The sequence below is a fragment of the Streptomyces sp. DT224 genome (assembly GCF_049844595.1).
Taxonomy (GTDB): domain Bacteria; phylum Actinomycetota; class Actinomycetes; order Streptomycetales; family Streptomycetaceae; genus Streptomyces.
The window spans coordinates 429,322-452,154 of the sequence record NZ_JBNCLI010000006.1; the positions used below are offsets into that span (position 1 = coordinate 429,322).

Annotated in this window: 26 protein-coding genes; 12 read left to right on the plus strand and 14 right to left on the minus strand. The window is 72.7% G+C overall.

Annotated features, from left to right (window positions below; genetic code table 11):
* The first annotated feature begins 92 nt into the window (after nucleotides 1-92).
* The 4 genes from ACLQ2N_RS17765 (at nucleotide 93) to ACLQ2N_RS17780 (ending at nucleotide 1,784) form a co-directional block, all read left to right on the plus strand.
* On the plus strand, nucleotides 93-959 hold the full coding sequence (locus tag ACLQ2N_RS17765) for a helix-turn-helix domain-containing protein (protein ID WP_425814025.1): 867 nt from the start codon (nucleotides 93-95) through the stop codon (nucleotides 957-959).
* Nucleotides 956-1,201, plus strand: a complete 246-nt coding sequence (locus tag ACLQ2N_RS17770) for a DUF397 domain-containing protein (RefSeq protein WP_425814027.1) — start codon at nucleotides 956-958, stop codon at nucleotides 1,199-1,201. Before ACLQ2N_RS17765 ends, ACLQ2N_RS17770 begins: the two co-directional genes overlap by 4 nt.
* 81 nt (nucleotides 1,202-1,282) lie before the next feature.
* Nucleotides 1,283-1,537, plus strand: a complete 255-nt coding sequence (locus ACLQ2N_RS17775) for a type II toxin-antitoxin system Phd/YefM family antitoxin (protein ID WP_425814029.1) — start codon at nucleotides 1,283-1,285, stop codon at nucleotides 1,535-1,537.
* Between the two features lie 82 nt (nucleotides 1,538-1,619).
* Nucleotides 1,620-1,784 carry a type II toxin-antitoxin system RelE family toxin gene (locus tag ACLQ2N_RS17780; RefSeq protein WP_425814031.1) on the plus strand — a complete coding sequence of 55 codons (165 nt, stop codon included), beginning with the start codon at nucleotides 1,620-1,622 and terminating at the stop codon, nucleotides 1,782-1,784.
* A gap of 15 nt (nucleotides 1,785-1,799) precedes the next feature.
* Here the strand turns inward: ACLQ2N_RS17780 and ACLQ2N_RS17785 are convergent, their stop codons facing one another.
* The 3 genes from ACLQ2N_RS17785 to ACLQ2N_RS17795 all read right to left on the minus strand — a co-directional run bounded on the left by ACLQ2N_RS17785 (nucleotide 1,800) and on the right by ACLQ2N_RS17795 (nucleotide 3,653).
* The gene (locus ACLQ2N_RS17785; protein ID WP_425814219.1) at nucleotides 1,800-2,426 is read right to left on the minus strand and encodes a DUF4333 domain-containing protein; all 627 of its coding nucleotides are present in this window, start codon (nucleotides 2,424-2,426) and stop codon (nucleotides 1,800-1,802) included.
* 103 nt (nucleotides 2,427-2,529) lie between these two features.
* On the minus strand, nucleotides 2,530-3,153 hold the full coding sequence (locus ACLQ2N_RS17790) for an RraA family protein (RefSeq protein WP_425814221.1): 624 nt from the start codon (nucleotides 3,151-3,153) through the stop codon (nucleotides 2,530-2,532).
* Nucleotides 3,154-3,197: 44 nt separating this feature from the next.
* The gene (locus ACLQ2N_RS17795) at nucleotides 3,198-3,653 is read right to left on the minus strand and encodes a hypothetical protein (RefSeq protein WP_425814033.1); all 456 of its coding nucleotides are present in this window, start codon (nucleotides 3,651-3,653) and stop codon (nucleotides 3,198-3,200) included.
* Between the two features lie 165 nt (nucleotides 3,654-3,818).
* On the opposite strand from ACLQ2N_RS17795, the gene ACLQ2N_RS17800 reads away from it, so the two are divergent.
* Nucleotides 3,819-4,544 carry a class I SAM-dependent methyltransferase gene (locus ACLQ2N_RS17800; RefSeq protein WP_425814035.1) on the plus strand — a complete coding sequence of 242 codons (726 nt, stop codon included), beginning with the start codon at nucleotides 3,819-3,821 and terminating at the stop codon, nucleotides 4,542-4,544.
* Nucleotides 4,545-4,577: 33 nt separating this feature from the next.
* Nucleotides 4,578-6,056 carry a hypothetical protein gene (locus tag ACLQ2N_RS17805; RefSeq protein WP_425814037.1) on the plus strand — a complete coding sequence of 493 codons (1,479 nt, stop codon included), beginning with the start codon at nucleotides 4,578-4,580 and terminating at the stop codon, nucleotides 6,054-6,056.
* 11 nt (nucleotides 6,057-6,067) lie between these two features.
* Here ACLQ2N_RS17805 and ACLQ2N_RS17810 read toward each other — a convergent pair whose 3' ends face one another.
* The 4 genes from ACLQ2N_RS17810 to ACLQ2N_RS17825 form a co-directional block, all read right to left on the minus strand.
* Nucleotides 6,068-6,664: a hypothetical protein gene (locus ACLQ2N_RS17810; protein ID WP_425814039.1), complete on the minus strand. Its 597-nt coding sequence runs from the start codon at nucleotides 6,662-6,664 to the stop codon at nucleotides 6,068-6,070.
* Nucleotides 6,665-6,730: 66 nt separating this feature from the next.
* Nucleotides 6,731-7,561, minus strand: a complete 831-nt coding sequence (locus tag ACLQ2N_RS17815) for a TIGR03619 family F420-dependent LLM class oxidoreductase (RefSeq protein WP_425814041.1) — start codon at nucleotides 7,559-7,561, stop codon at nucleotides 6,731-6,733.
* Nucleotides 7,562-7,680: 119 nt separating this feature from the next.
* Nucleotides 7,681-8,508, minus strand: a complete 828-nt coding sequence (locus ACLQ2N_RS17820) for a hypothetical protein (protein ID WP_425814043.1) — start codon at nucleotides 8,506-8,508, stop codon at nucleotides 7,681-7,683.
* Nucleotides 8,509-8,579: 71 nt separating this feature from the next.
* Nucleotides 8,580-9,863 carry an MFS transporter gene (locus ACLQ2N_RS17825; RefSeq protein WP_425814045.1) on the minus strand — a complete coding sequence of 428 codons (1,284 nt, stop codon included), beginning with the start codon at nucleotides 9,861-9,863 and terminating at the stop codon, nucleotides 8,580-8,582.
* A gap of 188 nt (nucleotides 9,864-10,051) precedes the next feature.
* Here ACLQ2N_RS17825 and ACLQ2N_RS17830 point away from each other — a divergent pair, with 188 nt between their 5' ends.
* The 3 genes from ACLQ2N_RS17830 to ACLQ2N_RS17840 are packed head-to-tail and all read left to right on the plus strand — an operon-like array spanning nucleotide 10,052 to nucleotide 11,578.
* Nucleotides 10,052-10,597: a DUF3995 domain-containing protein gene (locus ACLQ2N_RS17830; protein WP_425814047.1), complete on the plus strand. Its 546-nt coding sequence runs from the start codon at nucleotides 10,052-10,054 to the stop codon at nucleotides 10,595-10,597.
* Nucleotides 10,587-11,099 carry an RNA polymerase sigma factor gene (locus ACLQ2N_RS17835; protein WP_425814049.1) on the plus strand — a complete coding sequence of 171 codons (513 nt, stop codon included), beginning with the start codon at nucleotides 10,587-10,589 and terminating at the stop codon, nucleotides 11,097-11,099. The genes ACLQ2N_RS17830 and ACLQ2N_RS17835 overlap by 11 nt, the downstream gene beginning before the upstream one ends.
* Nucleotides 11,096-11,578, plus strand: a complete 483-nt coding sequence (locus ACLQ2N_RS17840; protein ID WP_425814051.1) for a hypothetical protein — start codon at nucleotides 11,096-11,098, stop codon at nucleotides 11,576-11,578. The genes ACLQ2N_RS17835 and ACLQ2N_RS17840 overlap by 4 nt, the downstream gene beginning before the upstream one ends.
* Before the next feature lie 32 nt (nucleotides 11,579-11,610).
* Here the strand turns inward: ACLQ2N_RS17840 and ACLQ2N_RS17845 are convergent, their stop codons facing one another.
* Genes ACLQ2N_RS17845 through ACLQ2N_RS17855 form a run of 3 tightly spaced genes read right to left on the minus strand, consistent with a single transcriptional unit; the run spans nucleotide 11,611 to nucleotide 14,090 of the window.
* Nucleotides 11,611-12,387, minus strand: a complete 777-nt coding sequence (locus ACLQ2N_RS17845) for an ABC transporter permease (RefSeq protein ID WP_425814053.1) — start codon at nucleotides 12,385-12,387, stop codon at nucleotides 11,611-11,613.
* On the minus strand, nucleotides 12,384-13,364 hold the full coding sequence (locus ACLQ2N_RS17850; protein WP_425814055.1) for an ATP-binding cassette domain-containing protein: 981 nt from the start codon (nucleotides 13,362-13,364) through the stop codon (nucleotides 12,384-12,386). The genes ACLQ2N_RS17845 and ACLQ2N_RS17850 overlap by 4 nt, the downstream gene beginning before the upstream one ends.
* Before the next feature lie 57 nt (nucleotides 13,365-13,421).
* The gene (locus tag ACLQ2N_RS17855) at nucleotides 13,422-14,090 is read right to left on the minus strand and encodes a hypothetical protein (RefSeq protein ID WP_425814057.1); all 669 of its coding nucleotides are present in this window, start codon (nucleotides 14,088-14,090) and stop codon (nucleotides 13,422-13,424) included.
* A gap of 264 nt (nucleotides 14,091-14,354) precedes the next feature.
* Between ACLQ2N_RS17855 and ACLQ2N_RS17860 the strand changes: the two genes are divergently transcribed.
* Nucleotides 14,355-15,077 carry a helix-turn-helix domain-containing protein gene (locus ACLQ2N_RS17860; protein WP_425814223.1) on the plus strand — a complete coding sequence of 241 codons (723 nt, stop codon included), beginning with the start codon at nucleotides 14,355-14,357 and terminating at the stop codon, nucleotides 15,075-15,077.
* Nucleotides 15,078-15,105: 28 nt separating this feature from the next.
* Here the strand turns inward: ACLQ2N_RS17860 and ACLQ2N_RS17865 are convergent, their stop codons facing one another.
* Both ACLQ2N_RS17865 and ACLQ2N_RS17870 read right to left on the minus strand, forming a co-directional pair.
* Complete coding sequence (locus ACLQ2N_RS17865; RefSeq protein ID WP_425814059.1) at nucleotides 15,106-17,019, minus strand: AMP-dependent synthetase/ligase; 1,914 nt, start codon at nucleotides 17,017-17,019, stop codon at nucleotides 15,106-15,108.
* A 165-nt stretch (nucleotides 17,020-17,184) separates the two neighbouring features.
* Nucleotides 17,185-18,483 carry an acetyl-CoA C-acetyltransferase gene (locus ACLQ2N_RS17870; RefSeq protein WP_425814061.1) on the minus strand — a complete coding sequence of 433 codons (1,299 nt, stop codon included), beginning with the start codon at nucleotides 18,481-18,483 and terminating at the stop codon, nucleotides 17,185-17,187.
* Between the two features lie 76 nt (nucleotides 18,484-18,559).
* On the opposite strand from ACLQ2N_RS17870, the gene ACLQ2N_RS17875 reads away from it, so the two are divergent.
* Both ACLQ2N_RS17875 and ACLQ2N_RS17880 read left to right on the plus strand, forming a co-directional pair.
* The gene (locus ACLQ2N_RS17875) at nucleotides 18,560-19,879 is read left to right on the plus strand and encodes a 3-oxoacyl-ACP reductase (RefSeq protein WP_425814063.1); all 1,320 of its coding nucleotides are present in this window, start codon (nucleotides 18,560-18,562) and stop codon (nucleotides 19,877-19,879) included.
* A gap of 4 nt (nucleotides 19,880-19,883) precedes the next feature.
* Nucleotides 19,884-20,702 carry a MaoC/PaaZ C-terminal domain-containing protein gene (locus ACLQ2N_RS17880; protein ID WP_425814065.1) on the plus strand — a complete coding sequence of 273 codons (819 nt, stop codon included), beginning with the start codon at nucleotides 19,884-19,886 and terminating at the stop codon, nucleotides 20,700-20,702.
* Here the strand turns inward: ACLQ2N_RS17880 and ACLQ2N_RS17885 are convergent.
* Complete coding sequence (locus ACLQ2N_RS17885) at nucleotides 20,692-21,312, minus strand: TetR/AcrR family transcriptional regulator (RefSeq protein WP_164400092.1); 621 nt, start codon at nucleotides 21,310-21,312, stop codon at nucleotides 20,692-20,694. The two genes, ACLQ2N_RS17880 and ACLQ2N_RS17885, sit on opposite strands and share 11 nt — an antisense overlap.
* A gap of 159 nt (nucleotides 21,313-21,471) precedes the next feature.
* Nucleotides 21,472-22,815, minus strand: a complete 1,344-nt coding sequence (locus tag ACLQ2N_RS17890) for a dicarboxylate/amino acid:cation symporter (RefSeq protein WP_425814067.1) — start codon at nucleotides 22,813-22,815, stop codon at nucleotides 21,472-21,474.
* Between the last annotated feature and the right edge of the window lie 18 nt (nucleotides 22,816-22,833).

Consider the following 22,833-nt stretch of genomic DNA (forward strand, 5'->3'; position numbering starts at 1 on the left):
GACCACACGACTCCACAAAGCTGTACGGGCCTGCCCGACCGGCTGTACGGGGCGTCGGCCGTGACCGGACGGACAGAGGCGGTACGGGGCAGATGACGAACACGCAACGTGAGGAACGGCCGGAGCGCCCGGCCGAATCGGACGGCACCGCGCACCTGTTCAGGGCGCTGGGCCGCCAGCTGAAGTTCTTGCGCGAACGCGCGGGGATGAACCAGAGAGAGCTGGCTTCGCTGGTGCATTGCGGCGAGGACCTGGTCTCCGCGATCGAACGGGGCGTGCGGACCCCCCAGGTGGACTTCCTGGCCCTGGCGGACCGGGCCCTGGAGACGGGAGGTTTCCTGTCGGTAGCGGCGGAGGAGGTACGGGAGGCACTGGCGCGGTCTCGGACACGCCACCCGGGATGGTTCCGGGACTATGCACGCATGGAAGCGGAGGCTGTTGCCCTCCACGACTACAGCAACCAGGCAGTTCCCGGGCTGCTCCAGACCGAGGGGTACGCGCGAGCGCTGTTCGCTCGGCGGCGACCGCTGCTGGACGAGGAGACGATCGAGAAGCGCGTTACCGACCGCATGGCGCGCCAGCACATCTTCGAGCAGTGGCCACTGCCAACGTTCAGCTTCGTGCTCGAAGAGGTCGTGCTACAGCGGCCGATCGGTGGCCCCGCCGTGCACACCGACCAGCTGAAGAAGCTCCTGCACATCGGCCGCATGCGCAACGTTGAACTTCAGGTGCTGCCCACAGCCACCGAGGAACATCCGAACCTGGACGGTGCGTTCACCCTGCTGACGCCCAAGGGCCGCAACCAAGTCGCGTACACCGAAGTGCAGGGGCACGCACACCTCATCACCGACCCTGACGAAGTCCGCGTGGTCAGCGAACGCCATGGGATCATGCGGGCGCAGGCACTCACCCCGAGGGAGTCCCTGACCTTGATCGAAAAAATGTGGAGAGACCGATGAGCACTGAGCAACTGCACTGGTTCAAGAGCAGCTACAGCGGCGGCGAGGGCGGCGCGTGCATCGAGGTCGCCTACGACTGGCGCAAGTCCAGCTACAGCGGCGGCGAGGGCGGCAACTGCATCGAGGTCGCGACCTGCGCATCCGCGATCCACGTCCGCGACTCGAAGAACGTCCCGGGCCCCCACTTTGACGTGGCACCGACGGCCTGGTCCGCGTTCGTCACGTACGCGCGCCAGGGCTGACCAGCCGGACGGCGAGCCCCACCCGGGCGCTCGCCGTCCGCCAGACTGGCCGAGAGGCGCACAAAGTGCACGCTTGATTACATGAGTGACATCTTGCCGATCACTGAGGCCCGCGCCCGCTTCGGTTCGCTCGTCCGCCGAGCCTCGAACGCCCGAGAGCGCGTCACCATCACCGACCACGGCCAGCCGGCGGCCATACTGATCAACCCGCAGGAGCTCGCCGAACTGGAAGACGCCTTGGCTCTCGCCCGGTACCAAGCCCGCCGCGCCACCGGAGCCGTCGAGACCGTGCCTCACGACGAGGTACGCGCGCGGCTGGGCCTGGAGCAGCGTTGACCCACTGATCACCTGGGACGAGCACGCCATCGACCAGGTTGCCCGGTTCCTCAAGGACGACCCCGACGGCTTGCGTCAGCTCATGGATGCCGTCGGCCTGCTTGCCGAAAACCCGCTTCCCGAGGGGGCGACACCCTACGGCTCCCCGACATTGCGCCGCATGCACGTCGGCCGCTACCGGGTGCTCTACGAAATCGAGGACGCCCACGTGACCATCATCGTGATCCACGTAGGCCGCGTGGGCTGACCAGAGACGCCCCCTCTAGCCGCCCGGCGTCTCGTCCACCTTGAAGTCCATGCTCACCTTGCCGCCGACCACCGACTTCGCGGTGACCGTCACTCCGTACTGCTTGCCGCCGCCGGCCAGTTGGCAGCGGACCGTGGCGCCGACCTTGGCGGGCAGGTCCTCGGGGCAGGAGAAGGCGTCGGGCTGCTTGCCCACCTGGGCGGCGAGGGCGGCCTTGCCCTGGCGGGCGACCTCGGCCCTGGGGACGGACCCGGACGCGCCGGTGTCGGTGCCCGCCGCGTCGGACGGCTGGGCCGAGTCGCTGGGCTGGGGGTCGGCGGAGGCGCCGGAGCCGGCCCCCGCGCTGTCGTCCACCTTGTAGTCCATGTTCACTTTTTCACCGTCGACCGACTTCACGGTGACGGTCATGCCGAGCTTCTTGCCACCATCGGTCAGCGTGCAGCGCACGGACTCCCCGACCTTGGCCTTGAGGTCGTCCTCGCAGGTCACGTCCTCGGGGGCGCGGCCGACCTCCTTCTTCAGCCCGGCGGACGCCTGCTTGGCGACCTCGTCCTTCTTGACGACCTTGTCGCCGCCGAAGCTGAACGAACAGCCCGAGACGAAGAACAGCGCCAGCGTCCCGGCCGCCGCCGCGGCCACCATCCGACTCCGCACGGACTTCTGCCTCATGGGTCCCCCTAGCCTCGATGCACACGCCAACGACTGGCCTGCCAAGCTACCACCGGGGTCCGAACACCCGACCGGATCAGCCCGCGTACCCCTGGTCCGCGAGAATCTTGTCGATACGGGCGCGGTGGGCGGCCTCCCAGTCGTCCAGGGTCTCCGCAGCCTCCTTGGCGGCCTTGGCCCGGGCGGCGGCGAGCACCTCGCCCGCGCTCACGGCGGGCGCGACGACGATGCCCTCCTCGTCGGCGACGACGACGTCACCGGCGCCCACGACCACCCCACCGCATCGCACGGACTCATTGAGGGGCGTGACGGCCTTCTTCGTACCGGGGAAGGGGACGACCCCGGTCGCGAAGACCGGGAAGCCCATGTCCCGTACCTCCGCCAGATCCCGTACGACCCCGTTGGTGACGAACGCGGCGATCCCCCGCCGCTGCGCCACGGCGCACACGTTCCCCCCGGCCAGCGCGAAATCCGCGTCGCCCGCCTCGATGACGATGACGGAACCGGGCGCGGCGCGGTGGATGGCGGCGTGGAGCATGAGGTTGTCCCCGGCGGGGCACCGCACGGTGAACGCGGGGCCGGCGACGCGCGGCACGGGCGCCCACAGCGGCCTAATGCTCGCGTCCATGACCTGCGCGCGCCCGACCACATCGGCAAGCGTGGTCGGCGAGATGTCCCCGAAACCGTTGACGTTGTCCATGCGTGCCCAACGCCCGACGGTCAACGGATGGTTCCCCCGTGCCCTCACGCGTACGTCCACCGCCAGGAGCTTCCGCTCTGGCTGCACCTGATGCGTGCACCGGACGCGTTCGTCGTCACGGCGCCGTGGTCGCTGTTGCGGCAGAACTGGCCCGCGCTGTAGCAGTTCCCCGCGTTGGAGCGGATCGAACAGGTGCTGGTGGCCTTGGACCCGCCGCCGGACGTCCCGCCGCTTCCCCCGGAGCCGGAGGACGCCGCCTTGGTGACGGTGACCGTCGGCCCGGGCACCTTCACCGTCTTCGTCTTGGTCACCGTGGGCGCCGGGGCGGGGGTCGCGGTCTCGGTGGCGGTGGCCGTAGCGGTCACGGTGACCGCAGGCACGGGCTTGGCGCTCGCCGCCGCGTCCCCCTTCCCGGACTCCGAACAGCCGACCGCCCCCAGGGCGATCAGGGCTATCCCGCCGATCCATATCTGCTTGCGCCGGCTCAGCCCCTTGGGCATGAAGTCCCCCCATACATCTCGTCGAGTGGGGTGACCGTATTACCCCGAACGAGATGTGGGGAAGTTGCGAAGGCGCAGTGATCATATTGTGATCACCGGACATTCGGTGGTCGGCCGCCGAAACCCGCTCGCCCTCCGGGCGCGCCCCGCCTAACGTTCGCCGGCATGGCTGACGACTGCTTCGCCCACCCGCTCCTCGCCACGCTCTACGACCCGCTCGACCCGGACCGCAGCGACCTCGACGCGTATGTGCGGATGACGGAGGAGTTCGGCGCCCGCCGGGTACTCGACATCGGCTGCGGGACCGGGGTCTTCGCCCTGCTCCTGGCGGATCGCGGGAAGGAGGTCGTCGGTGTCGATCCCGCTCAGGCGTCGATCGACGTGGCCCGGGCCAAGCCGGGCAGCGAGCGCGTGCGGTGGATCTGCGGCGACGCCACAGCCCTCCCGCCGCTACGCGTGGACCTGGTGACGATGACCGCGAACGTGGCCCAGGCCATCGCGGACCCCGGGGACTGGCAGGCCACTCTGCGGGGAGCACATGAGGCGCTGCGCCCCCGCGGGCGGCTGGCGTTCGAGACGCGGGTGCCGGCCCGGCGGGCCTGGGAGGAGTGGACGCGGGAGCAGTCCCACAGCGTGACGGAAGTCGACGGGATCGGCGCGGTGGAGACGTGGGTGCAGGTCACCGAGGTGACCGGACCCCTGGTCAGCTTCCGCTGGACCTACCGGCTGGCGGCCGACGGCCAGGTGCTGACCTCCGACTCGACGCTGCGCTTCCGGGAACGGGAGGAGATCGAGGCGGACCTGGACGCGCAGGGGTACGTCCTGGAGGAGGTCCGCGAGGCGCCCGACCGCCCGGGCCGGGAGTACGTCTTCGTCGCGCGCCGGCACTGATCAGCCCTCCCGGGGCCGTGGCATCATCCCGCAGTGACTCCCGACGACATTGAACGGTCCGCCACCCCCGCCGAACGACGCCTCGCGGGCCTCGCGCTCAATCCAGCCGCCCCCGACGACGTCCTGCTGCGGCTGCTCGCGGGCGAGTCGGCCGCCGTACGCATGGTGCTGTGCCGTGACCGCGTGCTGCCCGACGCCGTGGTGGACGCGGTGGTCGCGCACCCGGACGCGTACACGCGGAGCTTCCTCGCCCGCAGCCCGTACGCCGAACCCGAGCAGCGGGCCCGGCTGGTGGACGACCCCGACTGGTTCGTCCGGGCGCATCTCGCTGACGAGACCCTGCGGGACAAGGACGGTGCCCCGGTCAGGCCGTTGCCGGACCGGACCATCGTGCGCATCATCGAGACGTACGAAGACGACCTGATCGGGATCGGGCTGCTGCGGCAGATGTCCCCAGGCTTCCGGCGCGGCACGGCGACCCATCCCGTGGCCAAGGTCCGGAAGAAGTGGGGCGGCGTGCACTGGGATGTGCTGGCGCCCTGGGCGCGGGCCGCGCTGCTGGCCGACCCGGACCCGGGCGTCAGGGAGGCGGCAGCCCGCAGCCACCGGATGCACGAGCGGCTCCGGGACCCGGACGCGGTGCGGGAGGACCTGCCCGACGGCCCCTGCCACGCGCGCTGGAGGCTGCTGATGTACGGCGCCCTGGCCCCGGACGTCGCGGCCGCCGCCCTGGACACGGACGACGCGTGGTCGGTGGCGGGCAACACCAGCACACCGGCCGAGACCGTCGCCCTCCTCGCCGGGCACGCCGACCCAAGGGTGCGGATACGGGTCGCTGAGCGGACCGACCTCGCCCCCGCGCTGCGGCGCGCGCTCGCGGTGGACCCCGATCCGGGCGTACGCCTGGCCCTCTCCGTCCACCCGGCGCTGACCGAGGCGGAACGCGCCGCGATCGACTACGAGGTGCCCGAGGACGAGGACGACCGGCACCCTCCGTTCGCGCACGCGGACCCGGACCCCGCACGGCTACGCCGGGACGCACGGTCCGGGCACCCCTGCCTGCGGCGGCGGGCGGCCCGGGAACCGGGGCTCCCGGCCGACCTGATGGCGAAGCTCGCGGACGATCCGGACCTCGGGGTACGCGTGCTGCTGTGCCGGAACCATCCGGACGTCCCGGCCGCGCTGCTGCTCCGCACCTTCCTGGAGTACACCGGCCCCCACCGGTGGTACCTCACGCGCCGTCCCGGCTTCCCCCGGGCGGGGCTCGCCCGCTTCGCCGACGCCGAGGAGCCGGCCGTCCGCCGCCTCGCCCTGCTCGACCCCCGGCTCGTCCCGGAGGCAGCGGACCGGCTCACCCGCGACCCGGACCCGCTGGTCCGCGCGGACGCGGCCCGCCACCCCCGGCTCCCCCAGGCCCGGCTCACCGCGCTGCTCGACGACGCCGAACTCGCGCCCCGGGCCGCCGCGAACCCGGCTCTGCCGCTCGCCACGATGAACGCGCTGTTGGCGTAACCGCCGCCTCCTCACCCCAGCCCGCGCGCGGCGCGCTCCGCCGCGACCACGTTCTCCAACAGCCGCTCGGGGTCCACCGCGTAGTCGCTGGCGTCCAGGGCGTCGTACTCCGCCGCGCCCAACGGCAGCCCCAGCGCGGCCAGTTCCTCCGCCAGCTGCCGGAACGCGGCGCGCTCGTCGGGCTCGTCCAGGAGATGGGCCCGTTCGCAGGCGGCGCCCTCGGACAGGGTGGAGCCGGACATGGGCCAGAGGGTGAACTCGGTGTCCAGCTCGATCGGGCGCGGGGCCGGCTCGTCCGGGTGGACCCAGTAGCCGACCCAGCCCTTGCCGCCCCGGGCCACCAGCTTCACGTACTCCGCCATCCGCGCGACCCCGGCGTTGATGGCCTGCATCTCCGGGTCGGCCAGCTCCTTCTCGCTGAGGTAGCCGGTGTCGAGGAACGGGTGGAGCTCGCCGGGCCCGAAGAACTCGAGCCCCAGGAGGTGGGTGAGGTCGGTGCGGCCCTCCCACTGCGCGACCAGCAGCACGCGCAGGTCGTCGGGGACCGGGCGGCCGTCCAGCCGCTCGCGGGAGAATGCGGCGAGCCGTTCGTCGTACGTGGCGTCCACGGGTCCCTCTCCGGGGTCGAAGGAAGAGCGGGCGCCAACGTAGCAGCGGGGTCGGACAGCCGGGCCCTACAGGTACGCCGCGTACGCGTCCAGCGTCCGCAGCACCTCCGGTTCCGGGGCCGGCGGCAGCTGGACGACGACCTCCTCGATGCCCAGGTCCGCGAAGCGGGCCAGCTTGCCCGGGGACGGGACGACCGCGTACGGGACGACGTGGAGGTCCTTCGGGTCGCGGCCGGCCGCCTCCCAGGCGGTACGGAGGCGGGGCACGGACTCCGTGAGGCCCCGGCCGCCGATGGGCAGCCAGCCGTCGGCCGACTCCGCGATCTGGTCGAACAACTTGGGACCGGCCGCGCCGCCGATCAGGGTGCGCGGGCCCTGCGGCCGGCAGGGCTTCGGGTACGCGTGGCTGGCGCGGACGGAGCCGAACTCGCCCTCGTACGCCGTGGGCTCCTGCGCCCACAGCGCCCGCATCAGCTCGAGCCGCTCGCGGCCCAGCCGGCGGCGGGTGGACCACTCGACACCGTGGTCGGCGGCCTCCTCGACGTTCCAGCCGTAGCCGATGCCCAGGGTGAAGCGGCCGGCGGAGAGGTGGTCGAGGGTGGCGGCCTGCTTGGCGAGGTCGATGGGGTCGTGCTGGGCGATCAGGGTGATGCCCGTGCCCAGGGTCAGCCGCTCGGTGACCGCCGCGGCCTGGGCGAGCGCGACGAAGGGGTCGAGGGTGCGGCCGTACTCGCGGGGCAGCTCGCCGCCCGCCGGGTAGGGGGTGTCGCGGCTCACCGGGATGTGGGTGTGTTCGGGCAGGTAGAGCCCGGCGAACCCGCGCTGTTCGAGCTGGTGCGCCAGCCGCACCGGGGCGATCGTCTCGTCGGTGAGGAAGATCGTGGTGGCGATCCGCATACGAAGGCACCTCCGTCGTTGTCCCGTGGAGGCCCAACGTATGCGGTCCGGGGCGCGATGCCGAGACCGTACGGGCGGGGCGGCCGGGTACGTGGTCACCCGGCCGCCCTGGAGGCGCGTCAGCCTCGAGTGGCCGCGCGCATGACGTACGGGCCGCGCATAGTCGCCGGCCCCAGCGTCACGGTGTCACCGGCCGAGGCGATCTGCGCGGTGGTGGACGTGCCCGGGTAGAACCAGCGCCAACTGCCCGAACCGCTCGCGGTGACGGTCGCGGAGAGGCGTCCCGAGCTGTTCGTCCTCACCGTCTTCACGGTCCTGTACGCGCTCGCGCCCGCCTTCCGGAACTGGAGCTGGACGCTCTGACCGGCGTACCCCCGGTACTTCAACGCCTCCCAGTCCGCCCGGCTCAGCGTGCCGGTGACCTTGACCTGCTTGCCGCCCGTGAGCGGACCCGGGCCCGTCGCGGCCGTGGTCAGGGTCGTGGCGCGCTTGACGTTGAACGGGGCGACGCAGTCGAAGATCCAGTAGTCGCCGTCGTTTGCCTGCACGTCGCCGTATGCGCACCAACGGCCGACATCGTCGTTGGCGTTCCAATCGCTGTAGCCGGGGAAGTACGCCGGCACGAGGCGGACCGTCGCCGTGCACTCCGAGACGGTGGCGCTCAGCTTCTTGCACGTCTTGCCGATTGTCTCGGACGCACCGCCCCCGGTGGAATAGGAGATCGTATCGAGCCGGGACAGCCCGCTGATCCCCGAGTTGTCCTTGACCGTCACCTTGACCGGGAACGTCACCGTCTTGCTGATGCCCACGATCACGTTCTTGCCGTTGTTGGTCACGGCCTTGGTGATCTGGGTGTCGCCCCGCCCCTCGGCGTTGGCCGACGTCGTGCCGAGCACGGTCATCGCCGCAACCGCGGCCACCGTGCTCCACAGCACGTGTCTTCGCATGATCCCCTCCTCATCGCGGCACCCCCCGGCTGCCGGGGCGGGCGCGTCGGCACAGCGTAGAGCCGGGAACCTCAGCCGACGCGCTCGGCCACCGGATCAAGGGCGCCCATCGCCCGCAACCGCTTCTCACAGCCCCGCCGTTGCCACGCCGCCGCCCCCGCCACCGCCGCGCCCAGGGCCAGCCAGCCGGCCGGGCCCGCGGCCATCACCACTCCCGTGAGCAGCGGCGGGCCCGCCGACTTCTGGATCGACTGGGACATGCCGGCCACCCCCAGGTAGGCGGCCCGCTCGTCCGGCGGGGCGAGCAGGACGGCCAGTTCCCAGGAGCTGACCGAGCGCATCAGCTCCGCCATCGTGACCAGGACCGCCGCCGCGAGCAGGACCCCGGCCGCCGTCCAGGTGCCGCACCCGGTGGACGCGGCCAGCAGGGCGCAGGTGACGAAGAGCAGGATCCCGTACAGCGCCACCGCCCGCACTGCCTTGCGCGGGCCCTCCGCCCTGCGGGAGACGGCGAGTTGGAGCAGGACGACCAGCGCGGTGTTGATGACCAGGAAGGCCGGGACGAGGGCGTGCGGGGCGGAGGTGCGGGTGACGAGCCAGAGGGGGAGGCCGACGCCCAGCACCGAGTCGTCCAGGTTCATCGGGATGTCGAGGAGCACGAAGCGGAGGTAACCGGCGTCCCGCCAGGGGCCCTTGGCGCGCGGGCGGCGCGCCTCGGATCGCGCCTCCTGCACCGCCCCGCCCGGCTCCCCCGTACGCCACACCAGCGCGGCGGCGACGAGGAAGGAGAGCGCGTTGCCGAGGATCAGCGCGCGGTACGCGTCCGTCGTTCCGGCCGCCAGGCCGATCGCGGCGAGGCCCGCGCCCAGCCCGTAGCCCGCGTTGGCGGCACTGCGCGACAACGCCTGGTAGGCGGCGCGCCGTTCGCCCGCGGCGCGGGTGGCGAACAGCATCTCCAGGGTCTTGGCCGCCCTGTCACCCAGGTAGGTCACCGCGACCACGACGAGCAGCGCCTCGAAGCGCGTACAGAGCAGCACCAGCGTGAGCGTGACGAGGCGCAGCAGATGGCAGCCGATGAGCAGCGGGCGCACCGGGAAGCGGCCCGCGAGGCGTCCGGCGAGGGGTGAGCCCGCGATGCCGGCGACGCCCGCCGTGCCGAGCAGGACGCCGATCTGCTGGGCGCTGAGGTGGGTGACGAAGGTGAGGTAGAGGACCGAGGAGGCCGCCCACAGGCCGGTGCCGGTGCGGTCGACGGCCAGGGCGCGCAGCATGATCCGGGCGTCCCTGCCGCCAGGCGGGTTGCGCAACTGGGCCAGCAGACCCGCCTGTCGGCTTCCCTCGCTTGTGCGCGCCACCGCCACCCACCCCACATATCTTGACGTCAAGAGATCATCGGACCCGCGGAAGCCTGCCCCGTTAGTCTCTTGATGTCAAGATGCTTGATTACGAGATAGATGGATCGGCGCGACCGGGGAACGAATCCGCCTCCCGGCTCCTCTGTGGGGTGATCCGGGCGTCCGCCCCCTCTCACCGAGGAGTCAGCATGGCCATCTCCCCCCGCACCGCCGCCCTCGCCGTCGCCGGCGTCCTCACCGCCGACGGACTGCTGCACGTGCTCTGGTCCACCGGGAGCACCTGGCCCGCCGGGGACGCGCAGGCACTCTCGTACGCCGTGCTGGGCATCGACGCCCCGTTCACCCCGCCCGTCGTACTGCCGCTCGCCGCCGTCCTGTTCGGCGGCGCGGCCCTGGTCACCGCCCGCGCGCGGCTGGGGCGCACCCACCGGCTCGGGCGGCTCCTCCAGGCCGGTACGCTCGCCGTCGCCTGCGGCACCGCACTGCGCGGGCTCGCCGGGCTCGGCTGGGCGGTGGGGTTGGACACCGGGCTCGACGCGGCGGCCGGGGACACCTTCCAGCTGCTCAACCGGGTCCTGTACACACCGCTCTGCCTGCTGCTCGCCGCCGCCGCGTTCCGGGTGGCGGCCGGGAAGGAAGCCGCCGCCGCGCTTCAGGGGGTGGCGGCCAGGAAGGAATCCGCCGCCGCACCCCGCACGGCGGCCGGGAAGGAAGCCGCAGCCCGTGCCCGATGACGCCGGCCGCGACCGCGCGATACGCCTGGTGGCGGCCGCGCAGCGCGGCGACACGCTCGCCATGCACGAGCTGCTGGACGTCCTCACCCCGTACGCCGGTCGCATCTGCGCCCCGATCGCGCTCGCCGACGGGCCGGACGCCGTCCAGGAGACCCTGGTCGCCGTCTTCCGGAGCCTGCGCTCGCTGAAGGAGCCGGCCGCGCTGTACGGGTGGGTGCGGGCCATCGCCTGCCGGGAGGCCGTCCGGGTCGCCCGGCGCGGCTCCCGCTCCGTGCCCGCCGACCTCACGGCACTGCCCCAGCGCGGCGATCCCGAGCTCGCCGCCGACATCGGGGACGTGCTGGCCCGGCTGAGCCCCGAGCACCGCGCCGTGCTCGTGCTGCGTGACGTCGAAGGGCTGGACGAGCGGGCCGCCGCCGCCCTGCTCGGACTCCGCGTGGGCACCGTCAAGTCCCGTCTGTCCCGCGCCCGGGACTCCTTCCGGAAGGCATGGACGTCATGACCGACACCCCGCGGTGGCCCGCCGCCGCCCCCCTGGACCCGGTCCGCCGCCTCCGCGTGCTCGCGGCCGGGGTGCCCGGCGCCCGCGTCACCACCCGCGAGATCGCCGCGCCCTGCGCCGAGGTGGAGCCCCTGCTCGCCGACATCGACGGCGAACTGGCGCTCCTGGTCCCCGACATGCGGCGGCTGCGGCTGACCCGCGCCGACGGGGACCGCGTGGAGGCGGTGGCCCGCAGCCGGTTCGGGATGCACGCCCGCTTCCACGGGGTGCGGCGGCCCGGCTGGCTGTGGCTCCAGAGCCGCTTCGTGCTCATCGGCATCGCGGCCACGCCGTCGGCCGCCCGCCCCGGGCACACCCTGGTCGCCTTCACGGGCGGGGTGCGGGTGCCGGGACGGGCGGCCCTGGTGCCGGTCGGCGTGGGCCGGGCGGGCCGCAAGGTGCTGGACCGCCTGGACGCACGCCTCGGCCGGCCGGGGTGAAAGACCCTGGCCGGCCGGGGGGGAGCGGGTCCCTACTTGGGTTCCCGGTCGAACTGGGACCGGGACCAGTAGTAGCCGAGGACCGCGAGGCCCACGCACCAGCCCACCGCGATCCACCCGCTGTTGCCGATCTCCGTACCGAGCAGCAGTCCGCGCAGGGTCTCGATGGCCGGGGTGAAGGGCTGGTACTCGGCGATCGGCTGGAACCAGCCGGGCATCGAGTCCAGCGGGACGAACGCGCTGGAGATCAGGGGCAGCAGGATCAGCGGTGTCGCGTTGTTGCTGGCGGCCTCCGCGTTGGGGCTGCCCAGGCCCATCCCCACAGCGATCCAGGTGAAGGCCAGGGTGAAGAGGGCGAGCAGTCCGAGAGCTCCGAGCCATTCCAGGACGGTGGCGTCGGTGGAGCGGAAGCCCATGGCCACCCCGACCGCACCGACGAAGACCACGCTCATCAGCGTCCGCAGGAGGCTGCCCACCACATGGCCGAAGAGGATCGAGCCCCGGTGGATGGCCATGGTGCGGAAGCGGGCGATGATGCCCTCGCTCATGTCCATGGAGACCGACACGGCCGTGCCGACGGTGGTCGAGCCGATCGTCATGAGCAGGATGCCGGGCACGATGTACGCGATGTACGCGTCGCGGCCCGCGCCGCCGCTCATGGTGTCGCCGAAGATGTAGACGAACAGCAGGAGCAGCATCACCGGGGTGAGCAGCAGGTTGAGGGTGAGCGAGGGGTAGCGCCGGGCGTGCAGGAGGTTGCGGCGGAGCATCGTGGCCGAGTCGCGCGCGGCGAGGGAGAGGGTGCTCATCGGACGGTCTCCTTGGTCGGGGCGGGGATGACGGCGTCGGCGCCGGCTTCGGTTTCGGTCAGGGCGAAGAAGACGTCGTCCAGGTCGGGGGTGTGCACGGTGAGTTCGTCGGCCTCGACGCCCGCGGCGTCCAGCCGGTCGAGGACGGCGCGCAGGTCGCGCTGGGTGCCGTCGCTGGGGAGCTGGAGGGCCAGCGCCTCGTCGTCGCGGGTGGTGTCGCCGCCGAGCGCGGCGGCCGCCTCGCGGTAGGCCGCCGGGTCGGTGAAGCGCAGCCGGACGTGTCCGCCGGGGACGATGCGCTTCAGCTCCTCGGCGCTGCCCTCGGCCACCAGCTTCCCGTTGTGCAGGACGGCGATGCGGTCGGCGAGTTCGTCGGCCTCCTCCAGGTACTGGGTGGTGAGGAAGACGGTCACACCGTTGCCGACCAGGCCGCGGATCATCTGCCACATGCCGTGCCGGCTGCGCGGGTCGAGTCCGGTGGTCGGCTCGTCCAGGAAGATGACGCGCGGGTCCCCGACGAGGGTCATCGCGATGTCGAGGCGGCGCTTCATGCCGCCGGAGTAGGTGGACGCGGGCTTCTTCGCCGCGTCCGTGAGGTCGAAGCGCTCCAGGAGCTCCGCGGTGACCCGCCGCCCCTCGGCCTTGGAGAGGTGGTGCAGGTCCGCCATCAGGAGCAGGTTCTCCTCGCCGGTGATCAGCCCGTCGACGGCGGAGAACTGCCCGGTGACACCGATGGCGGCGCGTACCGCCTGGGCGTCGGTGGCCAGGTCGTGGCCGCCGACGCTGATCGCGCCGGACCCTTCACCGGGTGGGATGAGTGTGGAGAGGATCTTGACGGCGGTCGTCTTGCCGGCGCCGTTCGGACCGAGCAGCGCGAACACCGTTCCGGCCGGGATGCTGAGGTCGATGCCGTCGAGCACGGTCTTGTCGCCGTACGCCTTGCGCAGTCCGTTCGCCGTGATGGCCGGGTTCGTCATGGGTGTGGCTCCTTCTGCTTCTACGAGGTGGGGGGAGTTCTACGAGGTGGGCGGGGGTCAGAGGCTGCGGGCGGTGATGTCGCCCTTGGTGGTGGTGGCCCGGATGGTCAGGCCGGGCGCGCCGTCGTTCCTCAGGGCGTTGTCGATACGGCCGACGACGGTGCCCGCGTCGAGCACGGCCGGGACACCGCGCGCCGCGCCGACCTTGATGTCGCCGACCTGGGTGCTGAGGGTCAGCTCGCCGCGGGTGGCCTCCTCGACGGTCACGTCGCCGCGCTGGGTGCTGAGTTCGCCGGGCCCGGTGAGGCGGCGGACGATGACGGCGCCGTCGTGCGCCGAGATCCGGGCGCTGGCGGCCTCGTCCACCTTGACGGAGCGGTAGCCGCCCTCGAAGACGATGTCCCCGAGGCGCCCGACGCCCCGGAACTCGGCGGCGCCGGCCTTCGCCTCGACGTGCGATCCGGCGGGCAGCTGGACGGTGATCTCCACGGAGCCGGTCTCGCCGAGGAGCCGGCCGCGCCCCTCCTTGGGGGTCCGGATGTCCAGGACGCCGTCGGCGTACGCGACCTCGACGCGGCCGGCGGCCTTCGCGTCGCGGCTCTTGGTGGCGTCGGCGGGCAGGACCTCGACCACGGTGTCGGTGCGGTCGGCGGCGATGAACCGGATGTGGCCGGCCGAGATGTCGACGTGGGCGGTGACGGCGGCGGGGGTGCTGAACTGCGGCATGGTGCGCTCCTTGTCCGGTGTGCGAGTCCGAGCGACTCGCGCTTTCCGATGAAAGAAACGCTACGTTGCATTCACAGTTCTGGCAACACACTCGTTGCACCAGAAGCCAATAACAGCACGTCAATACAGGGAAGTTGGTGCAATGGGCCTGCAAGGAACGCAACGACTATCGAGCCATGGCGTTGCAATGGGATGAGCGTGAAGGCTATAGTGGGGGCCATCGGCCGCCGCACGGCCGCACCCGCGCCCACGAAGGAGACCGCGATGCCGGGAGGCAGGCTCACCCAGCAGGAACGCCGGCAGATCGCCCAGGGGCTGGCCGACGGCCTCGCCTACGCGGAGATCGCCCGGAAACTGGACCGCCCCACCTCGACGGTCACCCGCGAGGTGACCCGCAACGGCGGACCCGTCGGCTACCGCGCGGACGTCGCCCACCGGGCCACGGAGCACCGCACCCACCGCCGCGGGAAGGCCGCGTCCCGCGACGCGAGCCCCGAACCGCAGCCCTACGGACGCGACGCCGGCGAGGTGCGCGCGTACGAGGAGGTGTTCACGACCGTCCTGATGGCCTCGGGCACGCCCCCGATGATGGCCAGGGTGCTGGCCGCCCTGACCCTCAGCGACACCGGCAGCCTCACCGCCGGCGAACTCGCCGCGCGCCTGAAGGTCAGCCCGGCCTCCGTCTCCAAGGCGGTCGCGTTCCTGGAGAGCCAGAGCCTGGTCCGCCGCGAGCGCGAGGGGCGCCGCGAACGGTACGTCGTCGACGACGACATCATGCACCAGTCGATGATGGCGAGCGCCGAGTCCACCGCCCAGCTCGCCGAGACCGCGCGCGAGGGCGTCCCCGTCTTCGGCGCGGCCACCCCGGCGGGCACCCGCCTGGAGAGCATGGCCCGCTACCTGGACTTCGTCTCCGAGTCGATAGCGCGCGCCGCCGAACAGGCCCGCGCCATCCTGCACACGAAGGCCCCGGACACCCCGGCCTGACGCGGCCTCAGGGCATCCGGGGCGCGCCTCACTTCCGGTACAGGTCCTCGATCTCGCCCGAGAAGTCCCGCGCGATCGCGTCCCGCTTCAGCTTCAGCGACGGCGTGAGGTGGCCGCCCTCCTCGGTGAAGTCCCCCGGCAGCACGGTGAACTTGCGGATCGACTCGGCGCGGGAGACCAGGCGGTTGGCCTCGTCCACCGCGCGCTGGAGCGTGGCGCGCAGCTCCTCGTCGTGGACGAGGTCCCGCATCGGGACGTCCTGCTTCTTGCGCATCCGGCACCAGTGCGCGAGCCCGTCCGCCTCCAGCGTGATCAGGGCCGTGATGAAGGAGCGGTTGTCGCCGACCACCATGCACTGGCTGACCAGAGGGTGGGCGCGCAGCCAGTCCTCCAGCGGGGCGGGGGTGACGTTCTTGCCGCCCGACGTGATGATGATGTCCTTCTTGCGCCCGGTGATCGTGAGGTAGCCGTCCTCGTCGAGGGCGCCCAGGTCCCCCGTCGCGAACCAGCCGCCGTCGAGCACGGGGACGGCGGTCCCGCGCTGCGCGTCCCAGTAGCCCTGGAACACCTGCCCGCCGCTGAGCAGCACCTCCCCGTCACCGGCTATGCGTACGGCGGTGCCGGGCATCGGCCACCCGACCGTGCCCAGGCGGGGCTTGAGCGGCGGGGTGACCGTGGCGGCGGCGGTCGTCTCGGTGAGGCCGTAGCCCTCGAAGATCTCGATGCCGGCGCCCGCGTAGAACGCCGCGAGCCGCCGCCCCAGCGGGGAGCCGCCGCAGATCGCGTACCGGACGTGCCCGCCGAGCGCCGCCCGGATGCGGCGGTAGACCAGCGGGTCGTACAGCGCCCGCGCGGCGCGCAGTCCGAGGCCGGGGCCCGGGCCCGTGCCGTGTTCCGCGGCCTCGACGGCCTGGCCGTAGCGCTGGGCGATGCGGGCGGCCCGGTCGAAGGAGGAGGCGCGGCCCATCTTCTCGGCGGTGGCCCGGCCCGTGTTGTAGACCTTCTCCAGGACGTACGGGATCGCCAGCAGGAACGACGGCTTGAAACCGGCCAGGTCCGCGAGCAGGTCATCCGTCGCGATCGACGGCGCGTGGCCGAGGCGGACCCGGGCGCGCAGGCAGCCGATCGCGACCATCCGGCCGAAGACGTGCGAGAGCGGCAGGAACAGCAGGGTCGACGCGGGGTACTTGCTCACCGACTTGAAGACCGGGTGCAGCAGCTCGATGGCGTTGTCGACCTCGGCGAAGAAGTTGCCGTGGGTCAGCACGCACCCCTTCGGGCGGCCCGTGGTGCCGGAGGTGTAGATCAGGGTGGCCGGGGTCTGCGGCTCCAGCGTCGCGCGGCGCTCGGCGACGGCGTCGTCCGGGAGGTCCCTGCCGAGCTTCTTCAGCCGGCCGAGCGCTCCCGTGTCGAACTGCCAGAGGTGCGCGAGCCCGGCGAGCTGCTTGCGCTCCTGGCTGATGATCCGGCCCTGGTCGGCGGACTCGACCGCGCAGGCCACCGCCCCGGAGTCCTGGAGGATCCAGCGGGCCTGGAAGGCGGACGAGGTCGGGTAGATGGGCACGGTGACCAGGCCCGCCGCCCAGGCCGCGAAGTCGAGCAGCGTCCACTCGTACGTCGTACGCGCCATGATCGCGATCCGGTCGCCGGCCCGCAGCCCCTCCGCGATGAGGCCCTTGGCGACGGCCAGCACCTCGGCGGCGAAGTCGGCGGCCGTCACGTCCTGCCAGCTGCCGTCCGGCTGCTTGCGGCTGAGGACGGCTTCGGCGGGGGCCTCGCGGGCGTTGTCGAACGGGATCTCGGCGAGCGATCCGCGCCGGACGGCCGGGGCGAACGCCGGTACGGAGACCTGCCGGACGGTGCCGTGGGCGTCCCGCTCCAACGTGGGCTCGACCAGGGCGGGGGCGGTGGGTGCGGGGGAAGGGGCGGGTGGCGTGGACACGTGCGGCTCCTCGGCAAGGGGGACGGGCGGGTTCACTGGGGGACGACCGGGCGTGCGAGGCGGGGGCGGACGGCGGCACATCCGGCCCCGCCGGCGTTCGAGGCGCGGAATCCGGGGCGGAGCCCCCGGTTCCGGAAAGGGGAGAAGGCCCCGCGCAGCGGCCCCCTATGCCCCGTCGGACGACGAGGCGCCGCGTTCGAGGATCGCCGTGACCCCCTGGCCGCCCGCCGCGCAGATCGAGATCAGCCCGCGGCCCGGGGCGTCCCGCTCCGCGAGGAGCTTGGCCAGGGTGGCGACGATGCGGGCGCCCGTCGCGGCGAACGGGTGGCCGGTGGCGAGCGAGGAGCCCGCGACGTTCAGCCGGTCCCGGTCGACGGGCGCGAGCCCCTGCTTCTCCCAGGCGGCCAGCGTGGCCAGCACCTGGGAGGCGAACGCCTCGTGGATCTCGAAGAAATCGAAGTCCTCGGTCCCGAGCCCGGCCCGCTCCAGCAGCCGGGGCACGGCGTACGCGGGCGCCATCAGCAGCCCGTCCTCGCCGTTCACGTAGTCCACCGCGGCGGTCTCGTACAGCGAGAGGTACGCCTGCGGTGCGAGCCCGTGCGCCTCGGCCCACTCCTCGCTCGCCAGGAGCACGGTCGCGGCCCCGTCGGTGAGCGGCGTCGAGTTTCCCGCGGTCATCGTCGCGTCGGGGTGGTCCGTGCCGAACACCGGTTTCAGCGTGGCGAGTTTCTCCACCGTGGAGCCGGGGCGCAGGTTCTGGTCGCGTTCCAGGCCCTGGTACGGGACGACGAGGTCGTCCAGGAAGCCCCGTTCGTACGCGGCGGCGAGCCGCTGGTGGCTGGTGGCGGCGAGGCGGTCCTGCTCGGCGCGGCCGATGTCCCACTGCCGGGCGGTGAGCGCCGCGTGGTCGCCCATCGAGAGCCCGGTGCGGGGTTCGGCGTTGCGCGGGATGTCCGGGACGAGGTGCCGGGGCCGTACGCCCGTCAGGGCCTTGGCGCGGGCGCCCGCCGACGTGGCGCGCCGGACGGAGAGCAGCAGCCGGCGCAGTTCGTCGTTGACGCCGAGCGGGGCGTCGCTGGTGGTGTCCGTGCCGCCCGCGATGGCCGAGTCGATCGCCCCGAGCATGATCTTGTTCGCGGCGGCGATCACCGCCTGGAGGCCGGTGCCGCACGCCTGCTGGACGTCGTACGCGGGGGTGCGCGGGTCGAGCCGCGAGCCGAGGACCGTCTCGCGGGCCAGGTTGAAGTCGCGGCTGTGCTTGAGGACCGCGCCCGCCGCGAACTCGCCCACGCGCTCGCCGTGGAGACCGAAGCGGTCGACCAGGCCGTCGAGCGCGGCGGTCAGCATCTGCTGGTTGGAGACCTGGGCGTAGGGCCCGTCGGACCGGGCGAACGGGATGCGGCTGCCGCCGATGACCGCGACCCGGCGGGGCCGCGGGAGTGCGAGGGGAATCAACTCGACCAACTCATCTCGACCAGCTCCTGACTCTTGAGTAACCTTACTCCAGAGTAAATCTACGACCGAGCAGGGAGTCTGGACAATGGCCGACCGCTATCTGCACCTGACCGGCACGGCACCCGGCAAGTTCCTCACCCGGAAACTCGGTCTCCCGCAGCCCGCCCGGCTGCGCCGCTGGACCCTGGAGACGCCGACGCTCACCGGCCCCGTCCTCCACCTCACCGCGGGCGCGTCCGCCGTCACCGAGGAGCTGGCGGCGGTCCTCACCGCCACCGGCCTGGAGGTCGTCCCGCGCGCGGACCGGCCCGCCGCGCTCGTGCTCGACGCGACCGCCGTGGACACCGCCGCCGGGCTCGGGGCCGTGCACGCCGCCCTCCACCCGGTCGTCCGCTCGCTCGCCCCCGGCGGCCGGGTCGTCGTCATCGGGGTGCGGCCCTCACCGGAGGACCACCACCAGGCCGCCGCCCAGCAGGCCCTGGAGGGCTTCACGCGCTCGCTCGGCAAGGAGATCGGCAAGGGCGCCACCGTGCAGCTGGTCCGGATCGCCCCGTCCGCCGTCGCCTCCGCCGAGTCCACCCTGCGCTTCCTGCTCTCGCCCCGGTCCGCGTACGTCAGCGGCCAGGTCATCGAGGTCACCGACGCCGCCCCCGGCCCGGTCCGCGACTGGGCCGCCCCGCTGGCCGGCCGGACCGCCCTCGTCACCGGCGCCGCCCGCGGCATCGGGGCCTCCGTCGCCTCGGTCCTGGCCCGCGACGGCGCCCAGGTGATCTGCCTGGACGTGCCGCAGGCCCAGGAGGACCTGGTCCGCACCGCCGACCGCCTCGGCGCCACCGCGCTCCCCCTCGACATCACCGCCGAGGACGCCGCCGACCGCATCGCCGCCGCCGCGCCCGACGGCCTCGACATCCTTGTCCACAACGCCGGCATCACCCGCGACCGCCGGCTGGCCAACATGGCCGCCGACCGCTGGGCCCAGGTCATCGACGTCAACCTGGACAGCGTCCTGCGCACCACCGACGCGCTGCTGAAGGCGGGCACCGTCAACCGGGGCGGCCGGATCGTCGCCACCGCCTCCATCGCGGGCATCGCCGGCAACAACGGCCAGACCAACTACGCGGCCAGCAAGGCGGGCGTCATCGGCCTCGTCCGCTCCCTGGCCCCGCGCGCCGCCGCCGACCACGGCGTCACGGTCAACGCGGTCGCCCCCGGCTTCATCGAGACGAAGATGACCGCGGCCGTCCCGCTCCTCATCCGCGAGGCGGGCCGCCGGATGAACTCCCTCGCGCAGGGCGGCCTCCCGGTCGACGTCGCCGAGACCACCGCCTGGTTCGCCCAGCCCGCGTCCGCCGCCGTCAACGGCCAGGTCGTCCGGGTCTGCGGCCAGAGCCTGCTGGGGGCCTGACCCGATGAGCCTGGCCCTCTCACTGGCCCGGGGCGCCGTCACCTCGCCCTTCAAGCGCGCCGGACGCCCCGGCGCCACCCTGCCCGCCGGCCGCCTCCGCCTGCCCGCCGCGCCCCTCGCTCCCGGACGCCTCGCCGCGTACCGCACGATCTGCGGCTTCCCGGCGACCGGGCCGCTGCCGGTGACGTACCCGCACGTCCTGGCGTTCCCGCTGGCCATGCGGCTGATGACCCGACGCGACTTCCCGCTCCCGGTCACCGGTCTCGTCCACACCTGGATCGAGATCGCCGCCCACCGCACCCTCCGGCCGGAGGACCTGCTCGAACTCACGGTGTACGCGCAGGAGCTGAGCCCGCACCGGCGCGGCACGGAGGTCACCGTGGTGACCGAGGCGCGGCTCGCGGGCGCGCTGGTGTGGGAGTCCCGCAGCGGCTATCTGTCCCGGCACGCGACGCGTACGGAAACGGCGGCACCGGCGGCGGCCGCCGCGCCTCTCCCCGCCGTCGCCGAATGGCACCTGCCCGGCAACCTCGGGCGGCGGTACGGGGCGGCCTCCGGCGACCGCAACCCGATCCACCTCCACCCGCTGACCGCCCGCCTCTTCGGCTTTCCCCGGGCCATCGCCCACGGCATGTGGACCGTCGCCCGCTGCCTGGCCGAGACCCCCGACCCGGCCGCGCTCCGCACCGTACGGACCGAGTTCCGGGCCCCGGTCCTGCTGCCCGGCACGGTCACGTACGCCACCGACGGCACGGCGTTCGAGCTGCGCGGCGGCGAGGACGGCGAGCGGGTGCACCTGACCGGGACCGGGACTACGGGCTAGGCGCCTGCCACGGGCGGCCGTTCATCAGGTTCTCCAGGCCCGCCCAGGAGAAGTTCATCATCGTCGCCGCCGCCTCCCGGGCCGAGACGCCCGGGGTCTCGTTGGCCCAGCCGGCCAGCGCCTCCGCCGCGCCCACCAGGGCCTGCGCGAGGCCCGCCACGTCCCGGTCCGGGAGCGCCGGGTCGTGGTGCGCCTCGCGGGCGGCGGCGCCGATCAGACCGGTCACGAACGCGACGATCTCCTCGCGCATCACGTTGACCTCGGTGGCGAACGGCTCCCCGTGCGTCCGCGCCTGCCGGTACAGCACCGCCCAGCCGTCCGGGTTCTCCGCGGTGTGCGTGAAGAACGCCCGCAGCCCCTCCCAGAGTTGCCGGTCGGCCGGGAGGCCGGGCTCGACGCCCCCCTGCACGGCGGCGAGCAGCGCCCGCGCCTCGCGCCGGATGCACGCGGTGAACAGCTCGTCCTTCGAATTCAGATACAGGTAGACCAGGGGCTTGGACACCCCGGCCAGCTCGGCGATCTCGTCCATCGAGGCGGCCCGGTACCCCCGCTGCCCGAACGTCTGCACCGCGGCGTCCATCATCTGCTGCTCGCGCACGGCGCGCGGCATCCGCTTGTTCCGCACAGCACCCACGTCGACTCCCTCCCGCCCCCGCAGCACTACTCCCCGGTAAGGGTACGGGGCCGCGCCCCGCCCCCGTCGTACACCGCACGGCCGAGGGCCCCTCCTCCGCGTGGAGAAGGGGCCCTCGGGCGTCGAACCGGGCGGTCAGGCCGCGACCGGAACGCGCTCCGGCTCGGTGTCGCGGACCTCGTCCTCGTCCACCGGGGAGGCCGATGCCGAGTTGTACGCGTCGTGGTCCAGGATCTTCTCGCGGGCCGAGACGATCACCGGGATGAGCGCCTGGCCGGCCACGTTCGTGGCGGTGCGCATCATGTCCAGGATCGGGTCGATGGCCATCAGCAGGCCGACGCCCTCCAGCGGGAGGCCCAGGGTGGACAGGGTCAGCGTCAGCATGACCGTGGCGCCGGTCAGACCGGCGGTGGCCGCCGAACCGATGACCGAGACGAACGCGATCAGGATGTAGTCACCGACATCCAGCTGCACGTCGAAGATCTGCGCGATGAAGATCGCGGCGAGCGCCGGGTAGATCGCGGCGCAGCCGTCCATCTTGGTGGTGGCGCCGAACGGGACCGAGAAGGAGGCGTACTCCTTCGGGACGCCCAGGCGCTCGGTGACCTTCTGGGTGACGGGCATGGTGCCGACCGAGGAGCGCGAGACGAACGCCAGCTGGATCGCGGGCCAGGCGCCCTTGAAGAACTGGAGCGGGCTCAGCTTGGCGACGGTGGCGAGCAGCACGGGGTAGACGACGAACAGCACCAGGGCGCAGCCGATGTAGACGTCGGCGGTGAACGTCGCGTACTTGCCGATCAGGTCCCAGCCGTAGTCGGCGATCGCGTAGCCGATGAGGCCGACGGTGCCGAGCGGGGCGAGGCGGATGACCCACCACAGGGCCTTCTGGAGGAGTTCCAGGACGGCTTCGCTGAGGGTGAGGATCGGCTGCGCCTTCTCACCGAGCTGGAGGGCGGCGATCCCGGCGACGGCGGCCATGAAGACGATCTGGAGGACGTTCAGCTCGGTGAACGGGGTGATCACGTTCTCCGGGATGATGCCGGTCAGGAAGTCGAGCCAGGAGCCGGCGTGCTCGGGGAGCTTGCCGTCCTTCGGGGTGAGGCCGGTGCCGGAGCCCGGGTTGGTGATCAGGCCGATTGCGAGGCCGATGGCGACGGCGATCAGCGAGGTGATCATGAACCAGAGCACGGTGCGCCCGGCCAGCCGGGCGGCGTTGTTGACCTTGCGCAGGTTGGTGATCGACACCAGGATCGCGAAGAAGACGAGGGGCGCGACGGCCAGCTTCAGCAGCTGGACGAAGATGTGGCCGACCTTGTCGAGCGTGGTGTAGAGCCAGTCGATGTCCTGGCTGCGGGCGAGCCAGCCGAGCAGGACGCCGAGGACCAGACCGGCGACGATCTGGGCCCAGAACGGGACCTTGGGTATGCGGAAGCCGGAGCCTGCGGGCTTCTCGGCGGTGGACGCGGGATTCGCGGACACGGACACACTCCAGATGTG

Coding starts and splice junctions, on each gene's coding strand:
- ACLQ2N_RS17880 (WP_425814065.1), top strand. CDS start 19,884: ATGAGCCTGGCCCTCTCACTGGCCCGGGGCGCCGTCACCTCGCCCTTC.
- ACLQ2N_RS17850 (WP_425814055.1), bottom strand. CDS start 13,364: ATGACGAACCCGGCCATCACGGCGAACGGACTGCGCAAGGCGTACGGC.
- ACLQ2N_RS17765 (WP_425814025.1), top strand. CDS start 93: ATGACGAACACGCAACGTGAGGAACGGCCGGAGCGCCCGGCCGAATCG.
- ACLQ2N_RS17770 (WP_425814027.1), top strand. CDS start 956: ATGAGCACTGAGCAACTGCACTGGTTCAAGAGCAGCTACAGCGGCGGC.
- ACLQ2N_RS17820 (WP_425814043.1), bottom strand. CDS start 8,508: ATGCGAAGACACGTGCTGTGGAGCACGGTGGCCGCGGTTGCGGCGATG.
- ACLQ2N_RS17845 (WP_425814053.1), bottom strand. CDS start 12,387: ATGAGCACCCTCTCCCTCGCCGCGCGCGACTCGGCCACGATGCTCCGC.
- ACLQ2N_RS17815 (WP_425814041.1), bottom strand. CDS start 7,561: ATGCGGATCGCCACCACGATCTTCCTCACCGACGAGACGATCGCCCCG.
- ACLQ2N_RS17830 (WP_425814047.1), top strand. CDS start 10,052: ATGGCCATCTCCCCCCGCACCGCCGCCCTCGCCGTCGCCGGCGTCCTC.
- ACLQ2N_RS17780 (WP_425814031.1), top strand. CDS start 1,620: ATGGATGCCGTCGGCCTGCTTGCCGAAAACCCGCTTCCCGAGGGGGCG.
- ACLQ2N_RS17860 (WP_425814223.1), top strand. CDS start 14,355: ATGCCGGGAGGCAGGCTCACCCAGCAGGAACGCCGGCAGATCGCCCAG.
- ACLQ2N_RS17795 (WP_425814033.1), bottom strand. CDS start 3,653: ATGCCCAAGGGGCTGAGCCGGCGCAAGCAGATATGGATCGGCGGGATA.
- ACLQ2N_RS17775 (WP_425814029.1), top strand. CDS start 1,283: ATGAGTGACATCTTGCCGATCACTGAGGCCCGCGCCCGCTTCGGTTCG.
- ACLQ2N_RS17855 (WP_425814057.1), bottom strand. CDS start 14,090: ATGCCGCAGTTCAGCACCCCCGCCGCCGTCACCGCCCACGTCGACATC.
- ACLQ2N_RS17875 (WP_425814063.1), top strand. CDS start 18,560: ATGGCCGACCGCTATCTGCACCTGACCGGCACGGCACCCGGCAAGTTC.
- ACLQ2N_RS17840 (WP_425814051.1), top strand. CDS start 11,096: ATGACCGACACCCCGCGGTGGCCCGCCGCCGCCCCCCTGGACCCGGTC.
- ACLQ2N_RS17790 (WP_425814221.1), bottom strand. CDS start 3,153: ATGGACAACGTCAACGGTTTCGGGGACATCTCGCCGACCACGCTTGCC.
- ACLQ2N_RS17785 (WP_425814219.1), bottom strand. CDS start 2,426: ATGGTGGCCGCGGCGGCGGCCGGGACGCTGGCGCTGTTCTTCGTCTCG.
- ACLQ2N_RS17885 (WP_164400092.1), bottom strand. CDS start 21,312: ATGCCGCGCGCCGTGCGCGAGCAGCAGATGATGGACGCCGCGGTGCAG.
- ACLQ2N_RS17800 (WP_425814035.1), top strand. CDS start 3,819: ATGGCTGACGACTGCTTCGCCCACCCGCTCCTCGCCACGCTCTACGAC.